At 67.8% G+C, this 23006-nt stretch carries 21 protein-coding genes; 8 read left to right on the forward strand and 13 right to left on the reverse strand.

The genetic code is table 11. The annotated features are described in order from the left end of the window. The first annotated feature begins 48 nt into the window (after positions 1–48). Both AC57B8_RS28740 and map read left to right on the forward strand, forming a co-directional pair. Positions 49–309 (forward strand): ParD-like family protein, encoded by a 261-nt coding sequence (locus AC57B8_RS28740; RefSeq protein WP_062482851.1) that lies wholly within the window; start codon positions 49–51, stop codon positions 307–309. Continuing rightward, entirely contained in the window at positions 309–1100 is a 792-nt protein-coding gene (map, locus tag AC57B8_RS28745; RefSeq protein ID WP_139703851.1) for a type I methionyl aminopeptidase, read from the forward strand. The genes AC57B8_RS28740 and map overlap by 1 nt, the downstream gene beginning before the upstream one ends. A 33-nt stretch (positions 1101–1133) precedes the next feature. Here the strand turns inward: map and AC57B8_RS28750 are convergent, their stop codons facing one another. The 6 genes from AC57B8_RS28750 to AC57B8_RS28775 all read right to left on the reverse strand — a co-directional run bounded on the left by AC57B8_RS28750 (position 1134) and on the right by AC57B8_RS28775 (position 8069). Continuing rightward, on the reverse strand, positions 1134–2108 hold the full coding sequence (locus AC57B8_RS28750; RefSeq protein WP_082818355.1) for a Csu type fimbrial protein: 975 nt from the start codon (positions 2106–2108) through the stop codon (positions 1134–1136). Then, the gene (locus AC57B8_RS28755) at positions 2096–4435 is read right to left on the reverse strand and encodes a fimbria/pilus outer membrane usher protein (protein WP_496481470.1); all 2340 of its coding nucleotides are present in this window, start codon (positions 4433–4435) and stop codon (positions 2096–2098) included. Before AC57B8_RS28755 ends, AC57B8_RS28750 begins: the two co-directional genes overlap by 13 nt. Positions 4436–4460: 25 nt before the next feature. Next, on the reverse strand, positions 4461–5210 hold the full coding sequence (locus AC57B8_RS28760) for a fimbrial biogenesis chaperone (RefSeq protein ID WP_172438275.1): 750 nt from the start codon (positions 5208–5210) through the stop codon (positions 4461–4463). Between the two features lie 20 nt (positions 5211–5230). Continuing rightward, a complete protein-coding gene (locus tag AC57B8_RS28765) occupies positions 5231–5755 on the reverse strand; it encodes a Csu type fimbrial protein (protein WP_070059417.1) in 525 nt (174 codons plus the stop codon). Between the two features lie 400 nt (positions 5756–6155). After that, positions 6156–7280, reverse strand: coding sequence for a 3-deoxy-7-phosphoheptulonate synthase (locus AC57B8_RS28770; RefSeq protein WP_496481471.1), 1125 nt, complete (start codon positions 7278–7280; stop codon positions 6156–6158). Between the two features lie 147 nt (positions 7281–7427). Further along, complete coding sequence (locus tag AC57B8_RS28775; protein WP_496481472.1) at positions 7428–8069, reverse strand: hypothetical protein; 642 nt, start codon at positions 8067–8069, stop codon at positions 7428–7430. A gap of 199 nt (positions 8070–8268) precedes the next feature. On the opposite strand from AC57B8_RS28775, the gene AC57B8_RS28780 reads away from it, so the two are divergent. Together AC57B8_RS28780 and AC57B8_RS28785 are read left to right on the forward strand one after the other, a co-directional pair. Further along, positions 8269–8526 (forward strand): hypothetical protein, encoded by a 258-nt coding sequence (locus AC57B8_RS28780; protein WP_496481473.1) that lies wholly within the window; start codon positions 8269–8271, stop codon positions 8524–8526. After that, entirely contained in the window at positions 8511–8954 is a 444-nt protein-coding gene (locus AC57B8_RS28785) for a hypothetical protein (protein ID WP_496481474.1), read from the forward strand. Before AC57B8_RS28780 ends, AC57B8_RS28785 begins: the two co-directional genes overlap by 16 nt. A gap of 13 nt (positions 8955–8967) precedes the next feature. On the opposite strand, the gene AC57B8_RS28790 is transcribed toward AC57B8_RS28785, so the two are convergent. From AC57B8_RS28790 to AC57B8_RS28805, 4 genes are read right to left on the reverse strand one after another with little or no spacing between them, the layout of a single operon-like run. After that, positions 8968–10191, reverse strand: coding sequence for an ROK family transcriptional regulator (locus AC57B8_RS28790; protein ID WP_496481475.1), 1224 nt, complete (start codon positions 10189–10191; stop codon positions 8968–8970). Further along, entirely contained in the window at positions 10184–10981 is a 798-nt protein-coding gene (locus tag AC57B8_RS28795; RefSeq protein ID WP_496481476.1) for an ATP-binding cassette domain-containing protein, read from the reverse strand. Before AC57B8_RS28795 ends, AC57B8_RS28790 begins: the two co-directional genes overlap by 8 nt. Beyond that, on the reverse strand, positions 10981–11940 hold the full coding sequence (locus tag AC57B8_RS28800; protein WP_095947395.1) for an ABC transporter permease: 960 nt from the start codon (positions 11938–11940) through the stop codon (positions 10981–10983). The genes AC57B8_RS28795 and AC57B8_RS28800 overlap by 1 nt, the downstream gene beginning before the upstream one ends. Before the next feature lie 29 nt (positions 11941–11969). Then, positions 11970–12983 (reverse strand): sugar ABC transporter substrate-binding protein, encoded by a 1014-nt coding sequence (locus AC57B8_RS28805; protein ID WP_070059427.1) that lies wholly within the window; start codon positions 12981–12983, stop codon positions 11970–11972. Between the two features lie 467 nt (positions 12984–13450). On the opposite strand from AC57B8_RS28805, the gene aspT (AC57B8_RS28810) reads away from it, so the two are divergent. The 4 genes from aspT (AC57B8_RS28810) (at position 13451) to AC57B8_RS28825 (ending at position 20102) form a co-directional block, all read left to right on the forward strand. After that, on the forward strand, positions 13451–15139 hold the full coding sequence (gene aspT, locus AC57B8_RS28810; protein WP_496481477.1) for an aspartate-alanine antiporter: 1689 nt from the start codon (positions 13451–13453) through the stop codon (positions 15137–15139). A gap of 73 nt (positions 15140–15212) precedes the next feature. Next, the gene (gene aspT / locus AC57B8_RS28815; protein WP_496481478.1) at positions 15213–16901 is read left to right on the forward strand and encodes an aspartate-alanine antiporter; all 1689 of its coding nucleotides are present in this window, start codon (positions 15213–15215) and stop codon (positions 16899–16901) included. A 62-nt stretch (positions 16902–16963) separates the two neighbouring features. Then, entirely contained in the window at positions 16964–18592 is a 1629-nt protein-coding gene (locus AC57B8_RS28820) for a bifunctional aspartate transaminase/aspartate 4-decarboxylase (protein ID WP_496481479.1), read from the forward strand. Between the two features lie 148 nt (positions 18593–18740). Further along, positions 18741–20102, forward strand: a complete 1362-nt coding sequence (locus AC57B8_RS28825) for a hypothetical protein (protein WP_496481480.1) — start codon at positions 18741–18743, stop codon at positions 20100–20102. A gap of 95 nt (positions 20103–20197) precedes the next feature. On the opposite strand, the gene AC57B8_RS28830 is transcribed toward AC57B8_RS28825, so the two are convergent. The 3 genes from AC57B8_RS28830 to AC57B8_RS28840 all read right to left on the reverse strand — a co-directional run bounded on the left by AC57B8_RS28830 (position 20198) and on the right by AC57B8_RS28840 (position 22984). After that, a complete protein-coding gene (locus tag AC57B8_RS28830) occupies positions 20198–21370 on the reverse strand; it encodes an MFS transporter (RefSeq protein WP_496481481.1) in 1173 nt (390 codons plus the stop codon). 282 nt (positions 21371–21652) lie between these two features. Beyond that, positions 21653–22765 carry a chorismate synthase gene (gene aroC / locus AC57B8_RS28835; RefSeq protein ID WP_095947386.1) on the reverse strand — a complete coding sequence of 371 codons (1113 nt, stop codon included), beginning with the start codon at positions 22763–22765 and terminating at the stop codon, positions 21653–21655. A gap of 33 nt (positions 22766–22798) precedes the next feature. Continuing rightward, positions 22799–22984 (reverse strand): hypothetical protein, encoded by a 186-nt coding sequence (locus AC57B8_RS28840; protein ID WP_062475744.1) that lies wholly within the window; start codon positions 22982–22984, stop codon positions 22799–22801. Between the last annotated feature and the right edge of the window lie 22 nt (positions 22985–23006).

The raw sequence follows: 23006 nt of genomic DNA on the forward strand, positions 1-23006 counted from the left end.
CCATATGAAACGCATACAATTCATATACGTTTCATACAGAGGTGGCCCATGGGCATCGTCAAGATTTCAGACCTGATGCACGAGAACCTGCGCGTGGCGGGCAACGCCCTCAGCCGGTCGATCAATGCGCAGGCAGAGCACTGGATGCGGGTCGGCATGCTGACCGAGATGCATCCCGACCTCGATTACCGGGAGGTCTGCCAGCTGCTGATCCAGGCCGAGCTTTCAGGCGGGCTGGACATTGCCGCGACAGTCACTGCGGCGCCACCGGGCAAGCCCCGCGCCCCCGCGAACGGCAAGCAGCACTGATGGCACACGACGTTCCACTCAAGTCCGCCGAAGAGCTGGTGATGGCGCGGCGCGCCGCACAGCTGGCCGCCGAGGTCCTGGCGATGATCGAGCCCCACGTCGTGCCCGGCGTGAGCACCGAAGCGCTCGATCGCCTCTGCCACGCACACATCGTGAAGGTGCAAGGCGCCATTCCCGCCAACGTGGGCTACCTGGGCTATCCGAAAACCATCCTCACCTCGGTGAACCAGGTGGTGTGCCACGGCATTCCCTCGGCCGACAAGATCCTGAAGGCGGGCGACATCGTCAACATCGACGTCGCCGTCAACAAGGACGGCTGGTTCGGCGACACCAGCCGCATGTTCTTCGTCGGCGAGCCCAGCGTGCTCGCGCGCCGGCTGGTGGAGACGACCTACGAAGCCCTGTGCGCCGGCATCCGCCAGGTGAAGCCCGGCGCGACGCTGGGAGACGTGGGCCACGCGATCCAGTCGGTCGCGCAGCGCGAGCACTTCAGCGTGGTGCGCGAATACTGCGGGCACGGCATCGGCCGCATCTACCACGACGAACCGCAGGTGCTGCACTTCGGGCGGCGCGGGGCGGGCCTGGTGCTCGAGCCGGGCATGGTCTTCACCATCGAGCCGATGCTCAACGCGGGCCGCGCCGAAACGAAGCAGCTGGCCGACGGCTGGACCGTCGTGACCAAGGACCGCTCGCTGTCCGCGCAGTGGGAGCACATGGTCGCGGTCACGGCCGACGGGTACGAGGTGCTGACGGCCTGGCCGGACGGCACGGGGACTTACGCGCCGATCTGATGCGCGGCCCGGGCCCGAAGCGATGGCGATTATTCAGTAGGTCACGGTGACGGTGATCGTGTCGCTGTAGCTGCCCGGCGTCACATTGGTCTGGGCCGGCACCCGCCCATAGACCGGAATGCTGCTGCCGGGATTGCCACTGCCGTCGACCGTGTCCGTGCCGACGGTGTTGCCCCAGCGCAGCGAACGCGCGGCATCGCGGTACAGCTCGTACTGGATGTAGTCACCGGTGCCGCCCGCCATGCGCCGCTGTGTTCCCGCCACGTTCACGCCATTGCTCAGTCCCACCTTCCAGGCGGTGCTGGGCGGGCAGGCCATCGTGATGGCGGCCGTGCCGTTGACCGCGGCGCTCAGCGAGCTGGCACTGCCGAAGTCCAGATCGGTGGCCGCCACGCTAACGGTGCAGGCGTTGGAATAGAGGGCCGTGACCTGCGTGTAGAAGTTCGTCCTGCCGACGTACTTGGCCGAACTCGCGGTGCAGCTGTCGGGCGCGTTGCCGCTCTTCATGCCCCAGACGACCTCGGAGTTGTAGATGTTGGCCTGGTAGCTGCCTGCCGCCAGCGATTGCCCGGACGGCACGCGGCCATACAGCGGGATGTTCAACGCGACGTTGCCGCCGCTGGCCGGCAGCACGAAGGTGCCACCCGCGCTGGCGTAGGTGCCACCGCCCGGCGGCGGGCCGACGATGCCGCTGCGGGCCGCGTCGGCATAGATGTTGTAGGCCATCTGCGAACCGTTCCAGTTGGTCATGTAGCGCGGGGCGTAGCCGGCGATCTCGTTGCCCTGGGAAACGTACACGCAGTAGCTCAAGTACATGGTCTGGCCGGTGTCGTTCTGGCACGCGAAGCCGACCGTGGCGGTGGTGTCCGTCGCCGCCGACGCCGTGACGGTGCCGAAGGCGAAGCTGGGCTGGCTGGCGACCCAGCAGCTCGGGTCGGCATGCGCCGCGCCCATGCCCAGCAGGCATGAGAAGGCCAGCGCCAGTTTCACGAATCTCAACGTCCACATGTCAACCGCTCTTTCTGCAAACCACCGCCCTCGGGACGCCGCCAGTCGAACTGCGCCCGGCACACCGCGCCGTCGGGCGTGCGCACGGCCAGCGTGTTGCGCACGTCCAGCGTGTCCAGGTACACCCAGCCGTCGTAGCCCACCACCGCGCCGCCACCCTGCCCGCCCTCCTGGCCGTTCACCTGCACGCGGCTGCCCAGCGGCAAGGGCTGGCCCTGCGCGTCCATCAATGCCACGTGGGCGGCCCGCACGGGCGTGATGCCGAAATGCGCCCGCGCGCCCGACCGGCCAGCCGGGGTGATGAGGCTCTCGGCGCGCTCGATGCGCACGTCGGCGGGCAGGTCCATCGGGTCGATCGCCAGCTTGTTGTTCTGGTAGGCGTTCACCGGCACGACCAGCAGCAGCCCGCGCGAGTTGGTCTGCCCCACCGGGCGATTCTCGAGCTTCACGGGCACGCCGGCCACGCCGTCGGTGTCCACCACCGCAAAGGCGTCGTCGATGCGCCGCGCAGCCAGCACCCCGGCGCCCATCAGCACCAGCGCACCGCTGGCGCCGGCGTAGGCGTAGGCGTAGCGGCTGGCGCGGCCGCCGCCCATCTCGCTCACGCCGGCCTGCACGCGGCCGTAGGGCCCCAGGTAGTTGATTTCGGCCTGCCCGCCGGTCGTGCCGCCGCCCGTGCGCGCGGTGGCGCGCCAGCCCCAGCCGCCGTCGCCGAAGGGGGAGTGCTGCGCACTGACGGTGCCCACGGTGCCCTGGTCGCCGCTGCGCTGCACGCCGGCGCTCACGCTGGTCTGCGCGTCCCACGACCAGCTCAGGCCGACGAAGATGCCGCGGTCACTGCGCTTGTCCAGGTTCTGGTTCATGCCCACCGAGACCGAGGTCGTGCGCCCGATCGAACGGAACCAGTTCACGCTGGCATAGCGCGACGCGTTCTGCCCCACCGGCCGCAGGTAGAGGTAGCTGACGCTGACGTTGCCCAGGCCGCCCATGTCATAGCCCACGCTCGCGCTGGCGCTGCCCTTGGCCGGTGCCGAGCCGTAGGCCGTGGCCACGTCGCGGTAGTCGCCCTGGGTCCGCGAGCCGTTCAGACCCACCGACAGGCGCTCCTGCCGCCACAGGTAGCCCAGGCTGGTCTGCGTGCCGCTGCGGCTGCCGCCGGGGGCGTCGGCGTCGTGCCGGCTGCCCGCCAGCGCCGCCGACAGCGTGCCCGCCGCGCCCAGTTGCCACACGCCCCCGGCGCCGGCCAGCGCCAGGCCGCGCGTCACTTCGCCATGCGCCTCCACCGTGAAGCTGTCGCTGAGGCCGCGGCGCCAGGTGCCGGTCAGCACCGGCTGCTTGCCGTAGTCGAAGGAGCGCAGGCCGTAGTTGCGGCGCACCACGCCCAGGTCCACCGTCCAGTCGCTCAGCCCGGGCGCCAGCAGACGACTGCTGTCGAAGAGCGAGAAGCTCAGCGTGGCGGCGCGGCCCAGCGCGTCGGTCACCACCACCTGCGCCGTGCCCGTGCTGTTGATGCGCGGCAGCGCGTTGAGCTGGAAGGGCCCCGCCGGCACCTGGCCGCTGTACTGGCGGATGCCGTCGATGAACAGTTCCACGTCCGAAGGCATCGTGGCCGAACCGATGAAGCTGGGCAGCGGCGCGGTCTGCCGGTAAGGCTGCAGGCCGAAGTCGCGCGACAGCTGGATGCCGCCGATGCGCGTGGCGCGCGACCAGGGCACGGCGCCGGTGAGCGTGTCGCCCACGCGCAGGGTGAGCATCCTGTCGGGGAAGGCCATGCTCCAGGTGCTGTCCATGCGCACGGACTGGTCCTTCCAGCCCTGGGTGTCGTGCGTGCGCTGCATCAGCCAGGTGGTGCTGAGCACGCTGGCGCCGCGGAAGGCGCGCAGCTCGCCGAAGGCGCTCAGGCTGGCACTGCCGCCCCGGCCCTGGGTGCCATAGAGGTCGTAGTTCAGCAGCAGGCCGGTGGACGTGCTCAAGGGCTGCGCGGTGACTGCCGCCTGCCCCACCGTGGCCGTGGGCAGCTGCAGCATCGCCAGCGGCGCGGTCAGGCTCAGTTGCTGGCGCGCGGCGTCGTAGTCGGCCAAGAGCCCGGGCAGGTCGCGCAGGGGCAGCCATTCGCCGCCGTGGTCAGGCAGGGAAAAACTCAGCTCACGCAGCACCGCGCGGGAGGCCGACAAGGCCCCGGCCTGCAGGCGAAACGGGTGCAGCCCGCGCGCCATGCCGTTGAGGCTGACCTCCAGGTACAGCGTCATGGCCCCCGGCACGGACTGCGCGGCGGGCGCTGCGTGGGCGGGGAGCGTGGTCAGGGCCAGTGCAAACGGAGCCAGCAAGGCCCTCGCAGCGAACCCGGCCCGCTCAGCGCGCCAGCGGCGCGAGGTTGGCGTCCGTCGTTCTGCCATCGATCATGACCTGCCAGCGACCCGCGCCAGCCAGGGCGGCGGGCGACGTCTTCAGCGGCCAGCGCATGGTGGCGCCGGGCAGCACGTAGCCCAGCAAGCCGGTGTAGGCGGCGACGGCGCGGCCGTCCGCGCCGGTGAACACGAGGTCCGCCAGCTGGGCATGCACCCCGCCGCTGTTGCTGACTTCCAGCACGGCCTTGCCGTCCTCGCGCCGCAGGCTCCAGCGCAACTGCGCGGGGGCCGGCTCCGCGCCCGCCGGGGACACGAAGATGGGCAGCGAGTGCCGCATCACGAAGTTCAGGTTGCTCTTCTTGCCATCCGTCGCGGTACCCGCCGCCTGGGGCACGGGCAGCTCATCCACCAGCACGCGGTAGGCCTCTTCCGCCGGACCCGCGGGGGGCGGGCCGTTGCGGATCACGCGCACCAGTTGCCGCCCGTCGGTGGGCAGTTGCAGCATGGGCGGGCTGACGACCAGTCCGTCCGCCGGCTCCATGCGGTCCTGCCCGTCCACCTGCGTCCAGCGGAAGACGCGGATCTGCGCGTCCAGCGGCGCCGTTCCCGTGTTGCTGAGCCAGAGCCCGTCGCCCTGCCGTGTCGGCGCCAGTGTCAGGGTGACCGGCGAGACCTGCAGGCCGGCCGCCTGGACCGCACCGCCGCCAAGCAGGCATGCGCCCCACAGTCCGAGGATGGCAAGTGCACGTCTCACGATTCAGTACGGGTACGGGCTCAGTACGTGACCGTCACCGTGACGGTGTCGGCGTAGCTGTCCGGGGTGAAGTTGGCGTTGGTGTTCTTGGCGTAGACCGTGTGCGTGATCGCCGCACCGGTGCCCGTGCCGCCGACCACATTGGCGCCGGTGCCGGTGGTGTTGCCCCACACGGTGCTGTTGCCCGCGTTGGAGTACAGCGCGTAGGGCACCTTGTCGGTGTTGGTGGCCGAGTTGGCGACGGACGACATGGCACCCGTGCCGTCGGTGGTGCCGCCGTTGGTGGACGAAGGCAGCAGGCCGACGGTGTAGGGCGTGGTCTTGGAGCAGGTGACCGAGATGGTGTTGTTGCCCGTCTGGTTGGTGGCGGTGGGCTGCACGGAGGTGCCCAGGCTGATGTCGGAGGCGCTGCCGGCCGTCACCGCACAGCTGCGCACGATGGTCATCTTGACCTGGAAGCTGGCACCGGCGGTGTCAGCCAGGGCCGAACCGGATGCGAAAACGAGGGTGGCGGTGGCCGCCGCGGCGACTGCGAGCTTGAGCATGAAAGCACTCCAAATGTAATCAATAAGACCTGACAGGTCGGCATTTTGTAATCATTTTGCATACGTTTTGACTACAAAGTGGCGCAAGGATGCCCCACAACCGGCCCGTTTGCCCTCGGATTCACGGCGCCTCGGCTCAAGTTTCGTGATCTAGTTCTCGTAACAATTGGAAAACTGTTTGCATTGTTTACATTTCCGCCACAGTCAAGACGCCCCTGCCTCCGCGAAGCGGAGGCCTTGGTGTGGTCGATAGCGGGTGGGGAAGTGGTCGCAACAAGCGCAGGGCTTGGTGGCGCCCGAGGCTGGGCAGCCTCAGGAAGTCGATGCGGGCCGGCTCAAAGCGTTGCCCGGACCCGCCCGGGCGCAGACGGCAGGGAGTCGCCCAGCCCCCGCGTCAGCCTCAGGCCTTGGCCAACCGCCGCCGCGCCTTCACCGCCGACGCCAGCCCCTCGAGCACCGGCACCGTCTGCGCAAAGCCGATGCAGGCATCGGTGATCGACACGCCATGCTTCAGCGGCACACCGGGCTTCAGGTCCTGCCGGCCTTCCTCGAGGTGGCTCTCGATCATGATCCCGGTGATGCGCCGCTCGCCGGCCACGATCTGCGTGGCCACGTCCTCGGCCACCACGATCTGGCGCTGGTGCTGCTTGCTGCTGTTGCCGTGCGAGACGTCGATCATCACCTGGGGGCGCAGGCCGTTGGCCAGCAGCGCCTCGCAACTCGAAGCGACATCCGCCGCCGAATAGTTGGGCGCCTTGCCGCCGCGCAGGATCACGTGGCAGTCGTCGTTGCCGCGCGTCTCGAAGATCGCGGCCATGCCCATCTTCGTCATGCCCATGAAGGCATGCGGCGCGCGGGCCGCCAGGATGGCATCGGCCGCCACCTTCACGCTGCCGTCGGTGCCGTTCTTGAAACCGACCGGGCAGCTCAGGCCCGAGGCCAGCTGCCGATGGCTCTGGCTCTCGGTGGTGCGCGCGCCGATGGCGCCCCAGGCGATCAGGTCGGCGATGAACTGCGGGCTCAAGAGGTCGAGGAACTCGGTGCCGGTCGGCAGGCCCAGCGTGGTCAGCTCCAGCAGCAGGCGCCGCGCGCGCTCCAGGCCTTCGTTGATGGCGAAGCTGCCGTCCAGGTGCGGGTCGTTGATGTAGCCCTTCCAGCCGACGGTGGTGCGCGGCTTCTCGAAGTAGGCGCGCATCACGATGAGCAGGTCGTCCTGCAGTGAATCGGCCACCTTCTTCAGGCGCTGCGCGTACTCGATGGCCTGGTCGTGGTCGTGGATGGAGCACGGGCCGACCACGACCACCAAGCGGTCGTCGCGGCCGTGCAGCACGTCGGCGATGGCCGCGCGGCTGCCTTCGACCAGCGCGAGCGTGTTGTCGCGCACGGGCACGCGCTCCTGCAGCAGCGCGGGGGTCATAAGGGGACGCACGGCGCCGATGCGCACGTCGTCGATGCGGGTGGTGTCGAGGGTGCTGTCGCGGGAGCCGACTTCGGCGTCGTGGCGGGGGTCGTCGAGGCGGGACATGGTCGTGGGATGCTGTGATGTCGAGGGGGTTGCTTCGATTGTCCCCCAGCACGCCCTCCTCCCCCGGCTCAGGCGGCCTTCAGGAACACGTCGGGGTCCGTCGCGGCCTGCAACGGCCGCTGGCCTCACAGGACAAAAGCCAGGCGATCACGCCGACGAACGCGACAGCGTCGCCAACTTCTTCCTCGCGCTCTGCAAGAGGCCGACCTTCTCGACGGGCAGCGGCGCCTTCGTATCCCCGGGCTTGATGATCTCGAGCGCCGCGGGTTTCGGCATGAGCGCATCGCGCGGCGTGAGGCCGTTGAACTTCGCGTTCGAGATGACGTGCACCTTCAGGTGGCGGTGGATGTTCTTCGAGAGCTTCCGGCAGGCGGCCGCCAGGGTGGCTTCGTCGGGCATCGACTGGCCGTGCACGACGAGCAGCTCCAGGGTGCCGTCTTCGTCCTCTGCGAGCACGAAGGCGCGCACGACCGAGGCCTTGAACTTGCCGCGCAGCATCGCGCGAACCGGCTCGGCCGCGGCGAACGACTTGAGCGCGATATTGCGCAGTTCGTCGTGGAAGACGAACGCGCGGTCGATCGAGAAGGTCTCGGCCTCCTCGGCCTTCGGCTTTTGCTTCTTCAGGATGCCGCTGCCGACGAGATGCGCCAGGGTGCGCTCCGCATCGGCCGTGTCGAGCTTCGAGCGATGGACCAGCTCGCTGGAAGACAGAGGTTGTTGGGGCGCCGCGTAGGCGACCATCAAGAGCTTTTGCACCTCGGGGGCGAAAAGAAAATCTGCTGCACTCATTTCGCGTTTCTCTACTTCTGTGCTTCTGTGGGGTTCTCTACAAGCGGGTTGCATTATCGAGAGCGCCCCGCTTCCCGTGCGATGCGGCTTTCTCCACGGCGTTTTCGCGGCGGATTCCGTCACCGCGCATGGTGCCGGCCTACAGCGGAGCCCGGCGCCCACCGGTAAGAACGGCTGAACACGACAAGGAGCTTCAGCCATGGACCTGGAACAGACGATCGACAAGATCAAGCAGGTGGATGCGGCGCGCGCCGACTACCCCGGCGAACACCTCGTCGTGCTCGGCGCCGGCGTGCTGCTGTTGCTGGCCGCGGGCCGCTGCCGGTCGTTCCTGATGCGAGTCATCGCAGGCGCCGCCGGCGGCGCGCTGATCGGCCGGGCCGCAAGCGGCACCGGCGGCATCGCGAAGCTGGCCGGCGTGTTGCAGAACGGAGGCCTGGCATGGCCGCGGCGCTGACTCCGCGGGCCCGCCCGCCTGCAGGTGACCCCCGGCGGTACTGGGCCCCGTGCCTGGGCGTGGCGCTGGTGGCGATGTCGCTCTTCTATGTGACCTTGAAAGACCTGGTGCACGAGAGCGCGGCGCGTGCTGCGCTCCTGACCACGGCAGTCGTTCCGGTCGAGGCCGAGCCCGACAGATCGGCCGCCCGCGAAACGCTCCCGGATGCGGTGACCCGCACATCCAAGGAACCTGCCACGCTGACGAACACGCACTTCGAGCCCCCAGTGATCGCCCCCGCAGCCAAGTCCGTGCCTGCCGTCGTCGAGGTGCACAAGTGCGTCATGCCCGAGGGCGATGCGGCCTACTCCGACGGGCCGTGCCCCGCAGGCGCACGCGCGAGCACGCTGCGACTGCCGCGCGACCTGCACGCCTCAGCAAATCTCTGAGCTTTTGAGCGGCTCACCCCGCCTTCAAAAACACATCGTGGTCCGGCGCAAAGTTGGCGTGCAGCGGCAGCATCGCGCCGCCGAGCGCACACGCCTGCGCCCCCGCCCGGCCCCCATGCAGCTGCGGCGCCCACAGGCCTTCCCAGTTGCACTGCGCGAGTGCCGTGCGGGTCTGTACCAGCAATGCGTCGAGCAGCGCGCGCGACATCGAGCCGTCCATCACCACGTCGGCCAGGTCGAGCACGGCCGTGCTGCTAACGATGGCATGCGCCAGCGCGCGTGACGCGCTGCCGAGCCAGGCCTGCGTGGCAGTGGCGAACGGCGCTTCGAGCGCGCGGTCGTCGTAGGCCGCCGTGGCGTCGAGACCTTCGGCGCGCAGGCGTTGCTCCAGCTCCCACAGCGACGCCTCGGCCACCACCTGCGTCGACAGGCCTTCGGAGGGCTTCTCGGTGCGCATCGGGATCGACGCGAGCGCGCCCGCGTTGCCGTGCGCACCGGTGTGCAGGTGCGAGTTGATGACCAGCCCGCCGCCCACGAAGGTGTCGACGAAGATGTAGAGAAAGCTCTTGAGGTCGTGCCCGCGCCCCGTCACCAGCTCGGCCACGCAGGCCGCCACGGTGTCGCGCGCGAAGCCCACGGGCACGTCGGTGCGCGCGCGCACCTCGGCCAGCAGGTCCATCTGGTTCCACTCGTCCGACTGCGCCTTCGACAGCCCCAGTGTGCGGTGCCAGCCGCCAAGCTGGAACGGGGCCGCCAGCCCCGCGCCCACGTTGCGCGCGGCCAGCGGCCCGAGCCCGTCGCGCAGGCGGTGGATGTGCTCGGCGATCACGGGCAGCAGCGCCGCAGCGTCCGGAAATTCGTAGCGGATCGCGTGGTGCTCGCGCACCCGCGCCGCGAAGTCGATCAGCAGCCACTCGGCCCCGCGCCGCCCGAGCTTCACGCCGATGGCAAAGGCGCCGTCGGGGTTCAGCGCCAGCGGCACCGAGGGCTGGCCGATGCGCCCGCGCACGCGGCTTTGCTTGACGATGAGGCCGTCGTCCTCGAGCCGCGCGGTGATGAGGCCGATGGTCTGCGCGCTCAGGCCCGTGAGCCGCGCGAGGTCGGCCTTGGGCAGGCTGGTGTGCACGCGCAGCGCCTGCAGCACCACGCGCTCGTTGAACTGGCGCATGCCCACCTGGTTGGAGCCGCGCGGACGCAGCAAGGCCGACGGGCGCTCGAGGGCATCGGTATCAAGCATGCGCCTCCGCAGGCAACTGGTCGGCGGTCATGGCACCGGTCATCACGGCCACGGTGTCGCTCATGCTGATCTTCTTCGGATTGAGCACGGCCGCGCGCCTGCCCAGGCGCGCCACGTGGATGCGGTCGGCCACCTCGAACACGTGCGGCATGTTGTGGCTGATGAGCACCACGGGCAGGCCGCGCTCGCGCACACGGCGGATCAGCTCGAGCACCATGTTGCCCTCTTTCACGCCGAGCGCGGCAGTGGGCTCGTCCATGATGACCACGTGCCGCGCGAAGGCCGCGCTGCGCGCCACGGCCACGCACTGGCGCTGGCCGCCCGAGAGCGTTTCGACGGCCTGCGTCATCGACTGGATGCCGACCTTCAGGTCGGCCATGCGCACCGTGCTTTCGAGCAGCATTTTTTTCTTGTCGAGCATGCGCAGCACATTGCCCAGGAAGCCGGGGCGGCGCAGTTCGCGGCCGAGAAAGAGGTTCTCGTAGATGGTCATCGCGGGCGCGACGGCGAGGTCCTGGTAGACCGTCTCGATGCCGGCGCGGCGCGCATCGAGCGGGTTGCGGAAATGCACCGGCGCGCCGTCGAGCAGGATCTGGCCTTCGTCGGGCACGATGGCGCCCGACAGCGCCTTGATGAGCGACGACTTGCCCGCGCCGTTGTCGCCGATCACCGCGAGGATCTCGCCTTCGCGCAGCTCGAAGTCGACGCCGTCGAGCGCGGTGACCTGGCCGTAGCGCTTCACCAGGCCCTTGGCCTGCATCACGATCTTGGGATTGGCCACGGTGTTCATCAGCGGGCTCCCTTGCGCGAGAGTTGATCGGCCGCCACCGCCAGGATCACGAGCACGCCCGTCACCAGCACCTGATAGATCGACGACACGCCCATCAGCGTGAGCCCGTTGCGGAACACGCCCACGATGAGCACGCCGATGAGCGAACCCAGCACGATGCCGCGCCCGCCGAAGAGGCTGGTGCCGCCGAGCACCACGGCCGTGATGGCATCGAGGTTCTCGGTCTGGCCCGCGTTCGGGTCGCCCACGCCGGTGCGCGCCACCGACAGCAGCGAGGCGATGCCGTAGAACACGCCCGCCGCCACGTACACCGCGAGCAGCACGCGCTGCGTGGGAATGCCCACCAGCCGCGTGGCCTCCGCGTTGTTGCCGATCGCGTAGACATGCCGGCCGGCCGCCGTCTCGCGCAGCACGAACCACGCGAGCGCATAGAGCGCCAGCATGAGCACCGACCCCCACGCCACCTCGGCGCTGCCGATGGTGAAGGTGGTGCCCAGACCCGTGAGGCCGGCGGGCAGGTCGGTGATGGTCTGCGACGACGAGTACAGCTGCGTGATCGCGAACGCGATGTTCAGCGTGCCCAGCGTCACGATGAACGGCGGCAGCTTGATGCGCGTGACCAGGAGGCCATTGAGCAGGCCGAAAAGCGTCGTCACGCCGATGCCGCACAGGATGGCCAGCGGCACCGGCATGCCGAGCTCGGTGGCGAACTTCGTCATGATGATCCCGCCCAGTGCCATCACCATGCCGCACGACAGGTCGATGCCGGCCGTGAGGATGATCAGCGTCTGGCCGATGGCGATCACGCCCACCACCATCACCTGCTGCAGGATCAGCGACAGGTTGCCGCCCGTGAGAAAACGCTCGGACTGCGTCGCGAAGAAGATGCAGGCGCCGAGCAGGGCCAGCCACGGCCCGAGGGCGCCCCACGGGATGTGGTGCGTCGGAGATTTCGCCATCGGTGTGCCTCCCTATAGACCGGGGCCGTTTACTTCTTGCCCCAGCACAGCTCGGTGCCGGTCTTGGTGTCCTTGCTGTCGACGCCGGCCACGCTCTTGCCGGCGATGAGCGTCACGCCGGTGTCGACGTAGCCCGAGGCCTTCTTGCCGGTCTTGGCGAATTCGACGCCCGCGGCCACGCCCATGGCGGCCATCTTCAGCGGGTACTGCTGCGAGGTCGCGGCGATGATGCCGGCGGCCGTGTCCTTGATGCCCTGGCAGCCGCCGTCGACCGAAACGATCATCACGCCCTTTTCCTTGCCCGCGCGCTTGAGCGCGTTGTAGGCACCGGCCGCGGCGGGCTCGTTGATGGTGTAGACCAGGTTCACGTCGGGCGCCTTCTGCAGGCAGTTCTCCATCACGGTCTGCGCCTTGGCCTGGTCGCCGAAGCTGTCGGCCATGCAGACGATCTCGGGCGACTTGGACAGCTCGTTCGACTTGGCGTCGTTGGCCGGCAGGCCGAAGCCCTTCATGAAGCCGTTGTGGCGCTGCGCACCCACCGGATGGCCCGGCAGCAGGTCGAGCGCGACGATCTTGGGCGTCTTGCCGGCCATCGCGGCCTTGGCGTATTCGCCGATGAGCACGCCGGCCGTGTAGTTGTTGGTGGCGAAGAGCGCGTCGGTGGCGTCCGGCGGATCGGCCGGGCTGTCCAGCGCGATCACCATGATGCCCTTGTCGCGCGCCTTCTTGATCGCCGGCACGATGGCCTTGGCGTCGCTGGGCGTGATGAGGATGGTCTTGGCGCCGGCGGCGATCATGTTTTCCATCGCCGTGATCTGGCCCGCGTTGTCGCCGTCGGCCTTTCCAGCCCCCGACAGCAGCTTGGCGCCGAGCTTCTTGGCCTCCTCCTGCGCGCCCTCTTTCATCTTCACGAAGAAGGGGTTGGTCTCGGTCTTGGTGACCAGGCCGATGACGGGCGGGTCGGCGGCCAGGGCCGTGGACGTGGCCGATGCGGCAAGGGCCAGGACGGCCAGGGCGGGAACGAAGCGCGGGCTGATGAACATGAGGTTGTCTCCTTCAGGGGGGCGGGCGCACAGCGCCTGCCGTACTTGCTATGGAACCGGATGACCACCCGCCAACGAGCGGGAAGGCATTCGGACGAGGGGGACTATCGAGCAGTCGACCGACTAAATCAAGCAACTTGAGTTATCGGAAACCCGAGGCCGGACAGGTTCGTGCGGTCAGAGCTGACTGCGACGGAGGATTCCGTGCAGCGCGTAATTTGTAATTCAAACGGCCTCGTTTCTATTGCCGCTCGCTCAATTCTTTTCTGATTTTGACAATTGTCATAGATGTTGATTTATCGTCATCGAAGATGCAAAGAATCGGCAATTCGCAAAACGAAAAATAAAGTTTTCGCTGGAGCCCCACCACTCGCCAGCCGTTGATGCCAATGGATGCAGTGCTCCTTTTTTCGTTGCGATCCGCCGACGCGCTCGAATGAACAAATAACCCGGAGGGATCGCGGCAGATGTTCGGCCACCTTGTGGAAATACTCAGAAACAGTCCGGAGATCGCATTGTTTCTGGTGCTGTGCATCGGCTACGCGGTGGGCCAGATCCGTTTCGGCCCGATCCAGCTCGGCGGCATCTGCGGCACGCTGATTGCCGCGCTGGTGGTCGGCCAACTGGGCATCCGGCTCGACGACAGCGTGAAGAACGTGTTCTTCATGCTCTTCATCTTTGCGCTCGGCTACGCGGGCGGCCCGCAGTTCTTCGCCAACCTCGACGCCAAGGGCTTGCGGCTGGGCCTGCTGTGCCTGGTCGAGGTGGTGGTGGTGCTCGCGCTGGTGCTCGGCGCCACGGTGCTGCTGTCGCTCGACCGCGGCACGGCCGCCGGGCTGATGGCCGGCGCGGCCACCGAATCGGCGGTGGTGGGCACGGCGACCGACGCGATCTCGAAGCTCTCGCTCCCCGCCGCCGAGATCGCGCAGCTGCAGGCCAACGTGGTCACGGCCTACTCCATCACCTACGTCTTCGGGCTCATCGCCATCGTGGTGGTCACGAGCCAGGTGTTTCCGCTGCTGCTGCGCGTGAACCTGCGCGCCGAAGCCGACAAGCTCTGGAAGACCATGGGCGGCGGCGCCGACGACCCGGACGCCGCCAGCGCCACGCCCGAGATGGTCGGGCGCGTGTTCCGCGTCACCGTGGGTCGTGGCCGCTCGGTCGGCGAACTGACGTCGATCCTCGGGCGGCAGGCCAGCATCGAGCGCGTGGTGCGCGACGGCCAGAGCCTCGCGGTCGAGCCTGGACTGCACCTGCGCGTGGGCGACCAGGTGCTGGCCATCGGCCGGCGCAGCGCGCTCGTCAACGTGGGCGAGCTGCTGGGCCGCGAGTTCGCCGACACCACCGCCTTCGACACCGTGGTCGAGACCACCGAGGTCGTCGCCAACCGCCGCGAATGGTTCGGCCGCGGGCTGCGCATGCTGGAAAACGAGTTGCCGTCCGCCGTGCAGGTGATCGGCGTGGCGCGCGACGGCCACGCGATGCCGCTCGTGAACGCGCTGACGCTGCAGCGCGGCGACGTGCTCAAGCTCTACGGCCCCGCGCCCGAGGTGGCGAGCGCCATCGCGCAGGTCGGCGACCGCGTGATCGCCTCCACGCGCAGCAACATCAGCTTCGCCGCCGCGGGCATTTTGCTGGGCGTGTTCATCGGCAGCTTCAGCGCGAAGCTCGGCGGCATTCCGTTTTCGCTCGGCACCGGCGGCGGCGCGCTGCTCACGGGGCTGGCCTTCGGCTGGTACCAGTCGAAGCACCCGCACCGCCTGAGCGTGCCGGCCGACGCGCTGGCGCTCATGAAGGACCTGGGCCTGGCCACCTTCATCGCCTGCGTGGGCCTGGCCTCGGGGCCGCAGGCGCTGGCGCTGGTCCAGAAGTTCGGCGTTGCGCTCCCGCTGGTGGGCATCGCCGTCGCGGTGGTGCCGGCCAGCATCTCGCTGTTCGTCGGCCACCGCCTGCTCAAGCTCGAGGCGCCGGTGCTGCTGGGCGCCATCGCCGGCCAGCAGTGCAGCACGCCCGCGCTCAGCGCCGTGCAGAACGCCGCGGGCAACGCCACGCCGCTGCTGGGCTACACGATCACCTACGCCATCTCGAACGTCGTGCTGCCGCTGATGGGCCCGCTGATCGTGGCCCTGGCCGGCCTGGTGCAGCACGCGAAGTAAGACAACGACCCGAGACGCTCCACGCCCTTCTCTTCTCTCTTCTTCTCATTGATGCCTTGAAAGGACTTCCTCTATGGAATGGTTGCATGAACTCTTCAAGAAGTCGCCCGAAATGGCGCTCTTCCTCTCGCTGGCGGTCGGCTACTGGATCGGCAAGATCAAGTTCGGCAAGTTCCAGCTCGGCGGCGTCGCCGGCTCGCTGCTGGTGGCGGTGATCGTCAGCCAGGTCGGCGTGCAGATCGACGGCGGCGTGAAGGCCGTGCTGTTCGCGCTGTTCATCTACGCCGTGGGCTTCGAGAGCGGGCCGCAGTTCTTCAGCTCGCTGGGCAAGCAGTCGATCAAGGAGATCATCCTGGCCGCCGTGATGGCGGCCACGGGCTTGGCGACCGTGGTGGTCATGGCCAAGCTGTTCGGGCTCGACAAGGGCCTGGCGGCGGGCGTGGCGGCCGGCGGCCTCACGCAGAGCGCCATCATCGGCACCGCGGGCGACGCCATCGGCAAGCTCGGGCTCGCCGCGGCCGAGACGGCGCGACTGCAGGGCAACGTGGCCATCGGCTACGCCGTGACCTACGTGTTCGGCTCGTTCGGCGCGATCATCGTGTGCGTCAACATCCTGCCCAAGCTCATGGGCCGCAGCATCCGCGACGACGCGATCGCGGCCGAGACCGCGATGCAGGCCGGCGTGAAGATGCTCGGCCCCGACCAGGAAGAAGCCGCGCCCTCGCTGGTCGGGCGCATCTACCAGCTCACGAGCGATCCGCAGCGCACGGTGGCCGACATCGAGAACGCCAACCCGGCCACCACCATCACCATCGAGCGCGTGAAGCGCGACGGCAAGTTCGTCGAGGTCAGCCCCACGCTCGTGCTGCGCCAGGGCGACTACGTGCTCACCGTGGGCCGGCGCGACGCCGTGGTGGCGAGCGCGCCGCTGCTGGGCAAGGAGGTCGACGCCGTCGACGGCATGGAGCTGACGCTGAACAAGCGCGAGATCGTGCTCACCAACAAGGACTTCGGCGGCAAGACCGTCGACCAGATCCGCCAGGCCACCGCCGGCGGCGTGCGCCACGGCATCTTCGTGGTGCAGCTCAGTCGCATGGGCCAGGTGCTGCCGATGAAGCCCGACACCGTGGTGCAGGTGGGCGACCTGGTGTCGATCTTCGGCGCCGAGCAGGACGTGAAGCGCGTCGCGTCCCTCGTCGGCGACGTGATCGTGCCCAGCGCCAAGACCGACTTCGTGTACCTGGGCGCGGGCCTGGTGGTGGGCCTGCTGGTCGGCCTGCTGAGCGTGAAGATCGGCGCCATTCCGCTGACGCTCGGCGCCGGCGGCGGCGCGCTGCTGTCGGGCCTGCTGTTCGGCTGGTACCGCGCGAAGAAGCAGACCTTCGGCGCGCTGCCGCCCAGCGCGGTGCAGCTGCTGAAAGACCTGGGCCTGGCGGGCTTCGTGGTCGTGGTCGGCCTGACGTCGGGCCTGCAGGCCGTGCAGACCATCAAGGAGCTGGGCCTGACCATCTTCGGCGTCGGCGTGGTCGTCACGCTCGTGCCGATGATCCTCACGATGCTGTTCGGGCGCTACGTGCTGCGCTACGACAACACGGCCGTGTTTGCGGGCGCGCTGAGCGGCTCGCGCAGCGCCAACCCGGCCTTCGGCGAAGTGCTGGGCAAGGCCGAGAACGCCATTCCCACCGTGCCCTTCGCCATCACCTACGCGCTGGCCAACGTGTTCCTCACGCTGCTGGGGCCGCTGATCGTGGCACTGGTCTGAGCACCGCGCCTTCCCTTTTCTTTCTTCTTTCTTCTTTCTTTTTATCAACCAAGGAGTACTCCATGGATTTCGGCGACGTGAAAAAGCTGGGCGGCCTGAGCCCGTTCGAACTGAAGGATGCGCTGATCCAGGTCGCACGACAGAGTGACCGCCTCATGCTCAACGCCGGCCGCGGCAACCCGAACTTCCTGGCCACCACCCCGCGCCACGGCTTCTTCCAGTTCGGCCTCTTTGCCATGACCGAGGCCGAGCGCTCGTACATCTACATGGCGGACGTGGGCGGCTTTCCGCAGCGCGAGGGCATCGAGGCGCGCTTCGAGCTCTTTGCCAAGTCGCACGAGGGCGAGCCCGGCGTGCGCTTCATCGAGGCCGCCGTGTCCTACGTGCGCGACCAGTTGGGCCTGTCGGCCGGCGACTTCATCTACGAGATGTGCGAGGCCATCCTGGGCTGCAACTACCCGGTGCCCGACCGCATGCTGCGCCTGACCGAGATCGTCGTGGGCCAGTACATCCACAAGGAAATGATCGGCACCCACCCCTTCGTGGGCAAGTTCGACATGTACGCGGTGGAAGGCGGCACCGCCGCCATGACCTACCTGTTCAACAGCCTGCGCGAGAACCACCTGCTGTCGCCCGGCGACACCATCGCGCTGGGCATGCCGATCTTCACGCCCTACATCGAGATCCCGCACCTGAACGACTACCAGCTCATCGAAGCACTGATCGATGCGCCGCCCGAGAACAACTGGCAGTTCACCAAGAAGGAGCTGCAGAAGCTGCTCGACCCGAAGGTCAAGGCCTTCTTCCTGTGCAACCCGAGCAACCCGCCGTCGGTGAAGATCAGCGACGAGGTGCTGGGCTACATCGCCGACATCGTGAAGCAGCGGCCCGATCTCATCATCCTCACGGACGACGTGTACGGCACCTTCGCCGACAACTTCCTGTCGCTGTTCGCGATCTGCCCGCAAAACACCATCCTGGTGTATTCGTTCTCGAAGTACTTCGGCGCCACCGGCTGGCGCATGGGCGTGGTCGCCACGCACGAGGACAACATCCTCGACCGCAAGATCGCCGCCCTGCCCGAGGCCAAGCGCAAGGAACTCGACGCGCGCTACAGCTCCATCACCACCGAGCCGCGCAAGCTGAAGTTCATCGACCGCCTCGTGGCCGACAGCCGCACCGTGGCGCTGAACCACACGGCCGGCCTCTCCACGCCCGTGCAGGCGCAGATGGTGATGTTCTCGCTGTTCTGCCTCATGGACGAAGGCGAGACCTACAAGAAGTCGATGAAGCACATCGTCTCGCGGCGCAAGGAAGCGCTGTACCGCGAGCTCGGCCTGCCGCTGCAGCCCGACCCGAACTCGGTGAGCTACTACCACCTGCTCGACCTGCAGGACATCGCCACGCAGATGCACGGCGAGCGCTTCGGCAAGTGGATCCTCACGAAGCTGCAGCCGAATGAGGCGCTGTTCCGCATCGCCGCCGAAACCAGCATCGTGCTGCTGCCCGGTCGCGGCTTCGGCGGCAAGCACCCGTCGGGGCGCGTGTCGCTGGCCAACCTCAACGAGTACGACTACGCGAACATCGGGCGCTCGCTGCGCAAGATGGCTTCGGAGTACTTTGCGGTGTTCGAGAAGGAGGTGGGGGGCGGCAAGAGCAGCAACAGCACCCCGAAGCGCAAGAAGAAATAGGAAGCAAACAGGAGCCGCCGCCTCCGCACCCTAAAGGATTACCCTCGCTCGTACATCCCGAAACTTCATAGCATTTCACTTACGATTTGTATGTCATTGGTCGCAATTTCAGCGATCGGGACATTCAAATAATCAAGGGAATTTTGTAATGAAATCGTTTTATTGGATGGCCGGAACGGCCATCTTGGCGGGGGGATTGGGGGGATGCGGAGGTGGTGGGGGCGGAGGCGGAGGAGGCGGTTTTCCGATCTTTCCGCCCACGCCTGTCGCGCTCGCCGTCAGCGTGACCGTCAATGGCAACGCCGTTGAGGCGAATGGCAGCGGCCAGTACGCCGTCAAGCCCGGCGACACGGTCGCCGTGGTTCCGAACCTCGGCGCCGACTGGAGCAGCAGTTCGTCGCCGGCCGGTTCCGTGAGCCTGCGCAAGACGGACATCTCGAGCCTGAAGTGGTCCGCGCAGCTCGCCAATGAAACCACCGCTGCCAGCGTGTTCACCGTCACGGCCAAGGCCTCCGCCAACAGCGCGCAGGTCAAGGACGTTGTGTTCAACGTGTCGCCCGGCGATGCCCGGAACCAGTCCTACAAGGTGTTCGCAACGAACGGCAGCCAGCAGACGCTCGCGCTCAATTTCGACACGATGTCTTACGCGATGACCGACGAAACCGGCCTCGCCGTGTCGGACTCGTTCAGCGCCGATGCTGCGCAGCCGGGAACCTATGTCTTCAAGAGTTCGCGCAATACGGCGGCGACAAACAACAGCCGGTTCAGGCTGGTTACCGACGCCGTGGTGGGCTCGTTCCCGTTTCAGGTTGCGCAGGTCCCGGGCAGCTACGCTGTCCAGCCATTCATTGGGTCCCGCGCCGTCGTGGCGACCCAGAGTGCGCTCGACGGGATCTACATCCGCTTCGGCATCAATATGCGGCCGGGTGTGGTCGACTCGCAGATCCGTCAGGTTCAAGTGACGGGAGGCGGCACATCGCTGCTTATGTGCAATGAGATTGCCATCACCTCCATTGCAGCCTGCCCACCTGCCTCGATCGCAACCTACGCGATTTCGGCTGGTTCGTCCGCCGGTTCGTGGAGCACCGTGAACGTGGCCAACGCGAACGACAAGGGCGCCTTGTCGGTCATCTTGGTGGACGGAAAGAAGGTCTACATCGCGGCGGGCATCAACTCCGCTGCGCCAAACGACTCCATATTCCGCATCGGCCTTATCGATTCGTCGACGTGGCTCAACACCACGGCGCGCGGTGGAGACAACAAGGGCACCTGGGGCACCTTTGGCTTCGACGCGACGACGTATACCGCAGCGCTGATCAAGGCTGACGGCACCGCCTCCAACATCAGCTACGGCCTCAATGCAGTGAGCGCTTCGATTCCCGCGCTGAAGGGCGTCAATCTTGGCGGCACCGACCGCTACTTCGCGATGCAGGACGGCACGCTGTCGGTCGTCGTGGGTGCACGCACCAACCCGGTCACCGGCTACCTCCAGATCGGTCTGGTGCCCTGATTGTGCGGCGCCGGCACGTGCCGGCGCCGTTCACATTCGCGCACGGCGCGTTGCGCCGCATTTGCGGTGCAACGCGCTTTTCTTTTGCGTGAACGCTAGACGGCGCGAACTGCCGCCCGCTCCAGCCTCACCATCCGCCACGCACACAGCGTCCCCGCCACCGCCAGCACCGCCGCCAGCGCGAACATCGTGCGATACCCCAGCTCCTGCGCCACCGCCCCGCCGAGCAGCACGCCCAGCACGCCGCCGAAGCCGTAGCCGATCACCGTGAACAGCGCCTGCCCGCGTCCGCGCAGGTGGCCGGGGAAGCGGCGCGACACCACGGCGATGCAGGCCGTGTGGTGCGCCGCGAAGCTCAGCGCATGCAGCCACTGCGCGATGACCAGCGCCGCGATGAAGCCGCCGAGCCCGGCCGTGAGGCCGAGCCGCGCCACGCCCGCGATGCCGCACACCAGCATCCAGCGCGGCATCGGCAACAGGCCGATGAGCCGGCCCTGCAGGAAGAACCAGACGATCTCGGCCACCACCGACAGCGCCCACAGCAGGCCGATCGTGCTTTTGCCGTAGCCGATCGAATCGAGGTACAGCGAGAAGAACGCGTACACCGAGAAGTGCGACATCACCTGGAAGAACAGCGAGGCAAAGAACCAGCGCACGGCGGGGATGCGCAGCACGGGGCCGATGGGCTCCTTCACGGCGTCGTGCGCGGCCGGCGGCTCGCGCAGGTCGGGCAGCTTCATGGTCGCGAGCAGCACCACGGCCAGCGTGCCGGCGGCCCAGTACGGAAAGTGCTTCATGCCGAAGCGCTCGAACCACTCGCCCGCGACGAACACGGTGACCAGGAAACCGGCCGAGCCGCACAGGCGGATGCGCCCGTAGCGGCCCCAGTCGCCCGCGACGATCTGCGCCATGGCCGCTTCGGTGAGCGACATCATCGAACTGGTGTGCGTGAACATCACGAGCAGCACCAGCGCGAGCCACCAGGCGCCGCCATGCCACCACAGGCCGAAGGAGCTGGCCAGCGCCACCGCGGCGCTGAAGCGCAGCAGCTTCACGCGCTGGCCGGTGTGGTCGCTGAGCGCGCCCCAGGCATAGGGTGCGAAGACGCGCGTGATCGATTGCACCGAGGCCAGCAGGCTGATCGTGAAGATCGGCAGGCCCAGGTCCTTGAGCCACAGCGGCAGGTACGGATTGAAGAAACCGATGTGCGCGAAGTAGCTGGCCGACAGGCCAGCGAATGCCAACAGGTGGCCGCGCCCGGCGGCCACAGGTGGCGGCGTCGACCTAGGGCTTGCTGACACTGTGCAAGGGGATCGCGTTGCTTCGCAAAGGGGCTGGCTGCAAGGCGCTCGCGCGCAGCAAGGCCGAAGCCTTGCAAGCGCGGGCAACGCCGCAGACGGCCCCTTTGCGAAGCAACCCGAAGGGAAGCTCGCCACAGCCCGCCCCTCGGCGTTGCGTTCCTTGTGCGTGCGGACGCACGCACGGCGTCACGCGCCTTGATGGGCGGGCTGTGGCGAGCTTCGCGACCCCTTGCACAGTGTCAGCAAGCCCTAGAGGAAGGACGACTGCGGCGACGCAGCTTCGCTCTTCTCGACGGGCGGGTTCACGTCGCCGCACTGCGCGCGGTTGCGCAGCACGTGTTCCATCACCACCAGCGCGAGCATGGCTTCGGCGATGGGCGTGGCGCGGATGCCCACGCAGGGGTCGTGGCGGCCCTTGGTGATGACTTCAACGGGGTTGTTGTTCACGTCGATCGACTGGCGCGGGCTGATGATCGAGCTGGTGGGCTTGATCGCAATGCTCACTTCGAGGTCCTGCCCCGAGCTGATGCCGCCCAAAATGCCGCCCGCGTTGTTGCTGAGGAAGCCGGTCGGCGTGATCGAGTCGCCGTGCGTGGTGCCGCGCTGCGTGACGCTGTCGAAGCCGGCGCCGATTTCGACCGCCTTCACCGCGTTGATGCCCATCATGGCGTAGGCGATCTCGGCGTCGAGCTTGTCAAAGAGCGGCTCGCCCAGGCCCACGGGGACGTTGGTGGCGGTGACGCGGATGCGCGCGCCGCACGAATCGCCGGCCTTGCGCAGGCGATCCATGTAGTCCTCCAGCGCACTCACGTCGGCGATGGGGGCGAAGAAGGGGTTGTTCGGGACGTGGTCCCAGCTCTCGAAGGGAATGGCGATCTCGCCGATCTGCGTCATGCAGCCGCGGAACACCATCCCGTATTTTTCGGCCAGCCACTTCTTGGCAACGGCACCGGCGGCAACCATGGGTGCGGTAAGTCGTGCCGAGGAGCGCCCGCCGCCGCGCGGATCGCGGATGCCGTATTTCTTCCAGTAGGTGAAGTCGGCGTGGCCGGGGCGGAACTGCTGGGCGATCTGCCCGTAGTCCTTGCTGCGCTGGTCGGTGTTCTGGATCAGCAGCGCGATGGGCGTGCCGGTGGTCTTGCCCTCGTACACGCCGGACAGGATCTGCACCGCGTCGGGCTCGTTGCGCTGGGTGACGTGGCGGCTGGTGCCGGGGCGCCGGCGGTCGAGGTCGCCCTGGATGTCGGCCTCGCTCAGGGCCATGCCCGGGGGGCAGCCGTCGATCACGCAGCCGATGGCCGGGCCGTGCGACTCGCCGAAATTGGTGACCGCGAAGAGAGTTCCGAAGGTGTTGCCGCTCATGCCGGGGATTATCCCCACAAAGCGGCAGCCGACTCAGTCGGTGGTGTTTTCCATGCGCTTGGCGAGTGCGCCGAGCTGCAGCTCGATGCTGAACAGCCGCTCGTTCAACACCGCCGTCTGCAGCCGGATCGCCTCGACGATGGCCTTGGTCTGCGGGTCGGAGGTGCTGTCGGACAGTTCCGCCAGGTCATGCAGCTTCTTGCGCAGTTCGTTGCTCATGGGGCCTCCGTTCGGTCGTGGG

This window comes from Variovorax sp. BGA-UO-ETr-C22 (genome assembly GCF_059567965.1).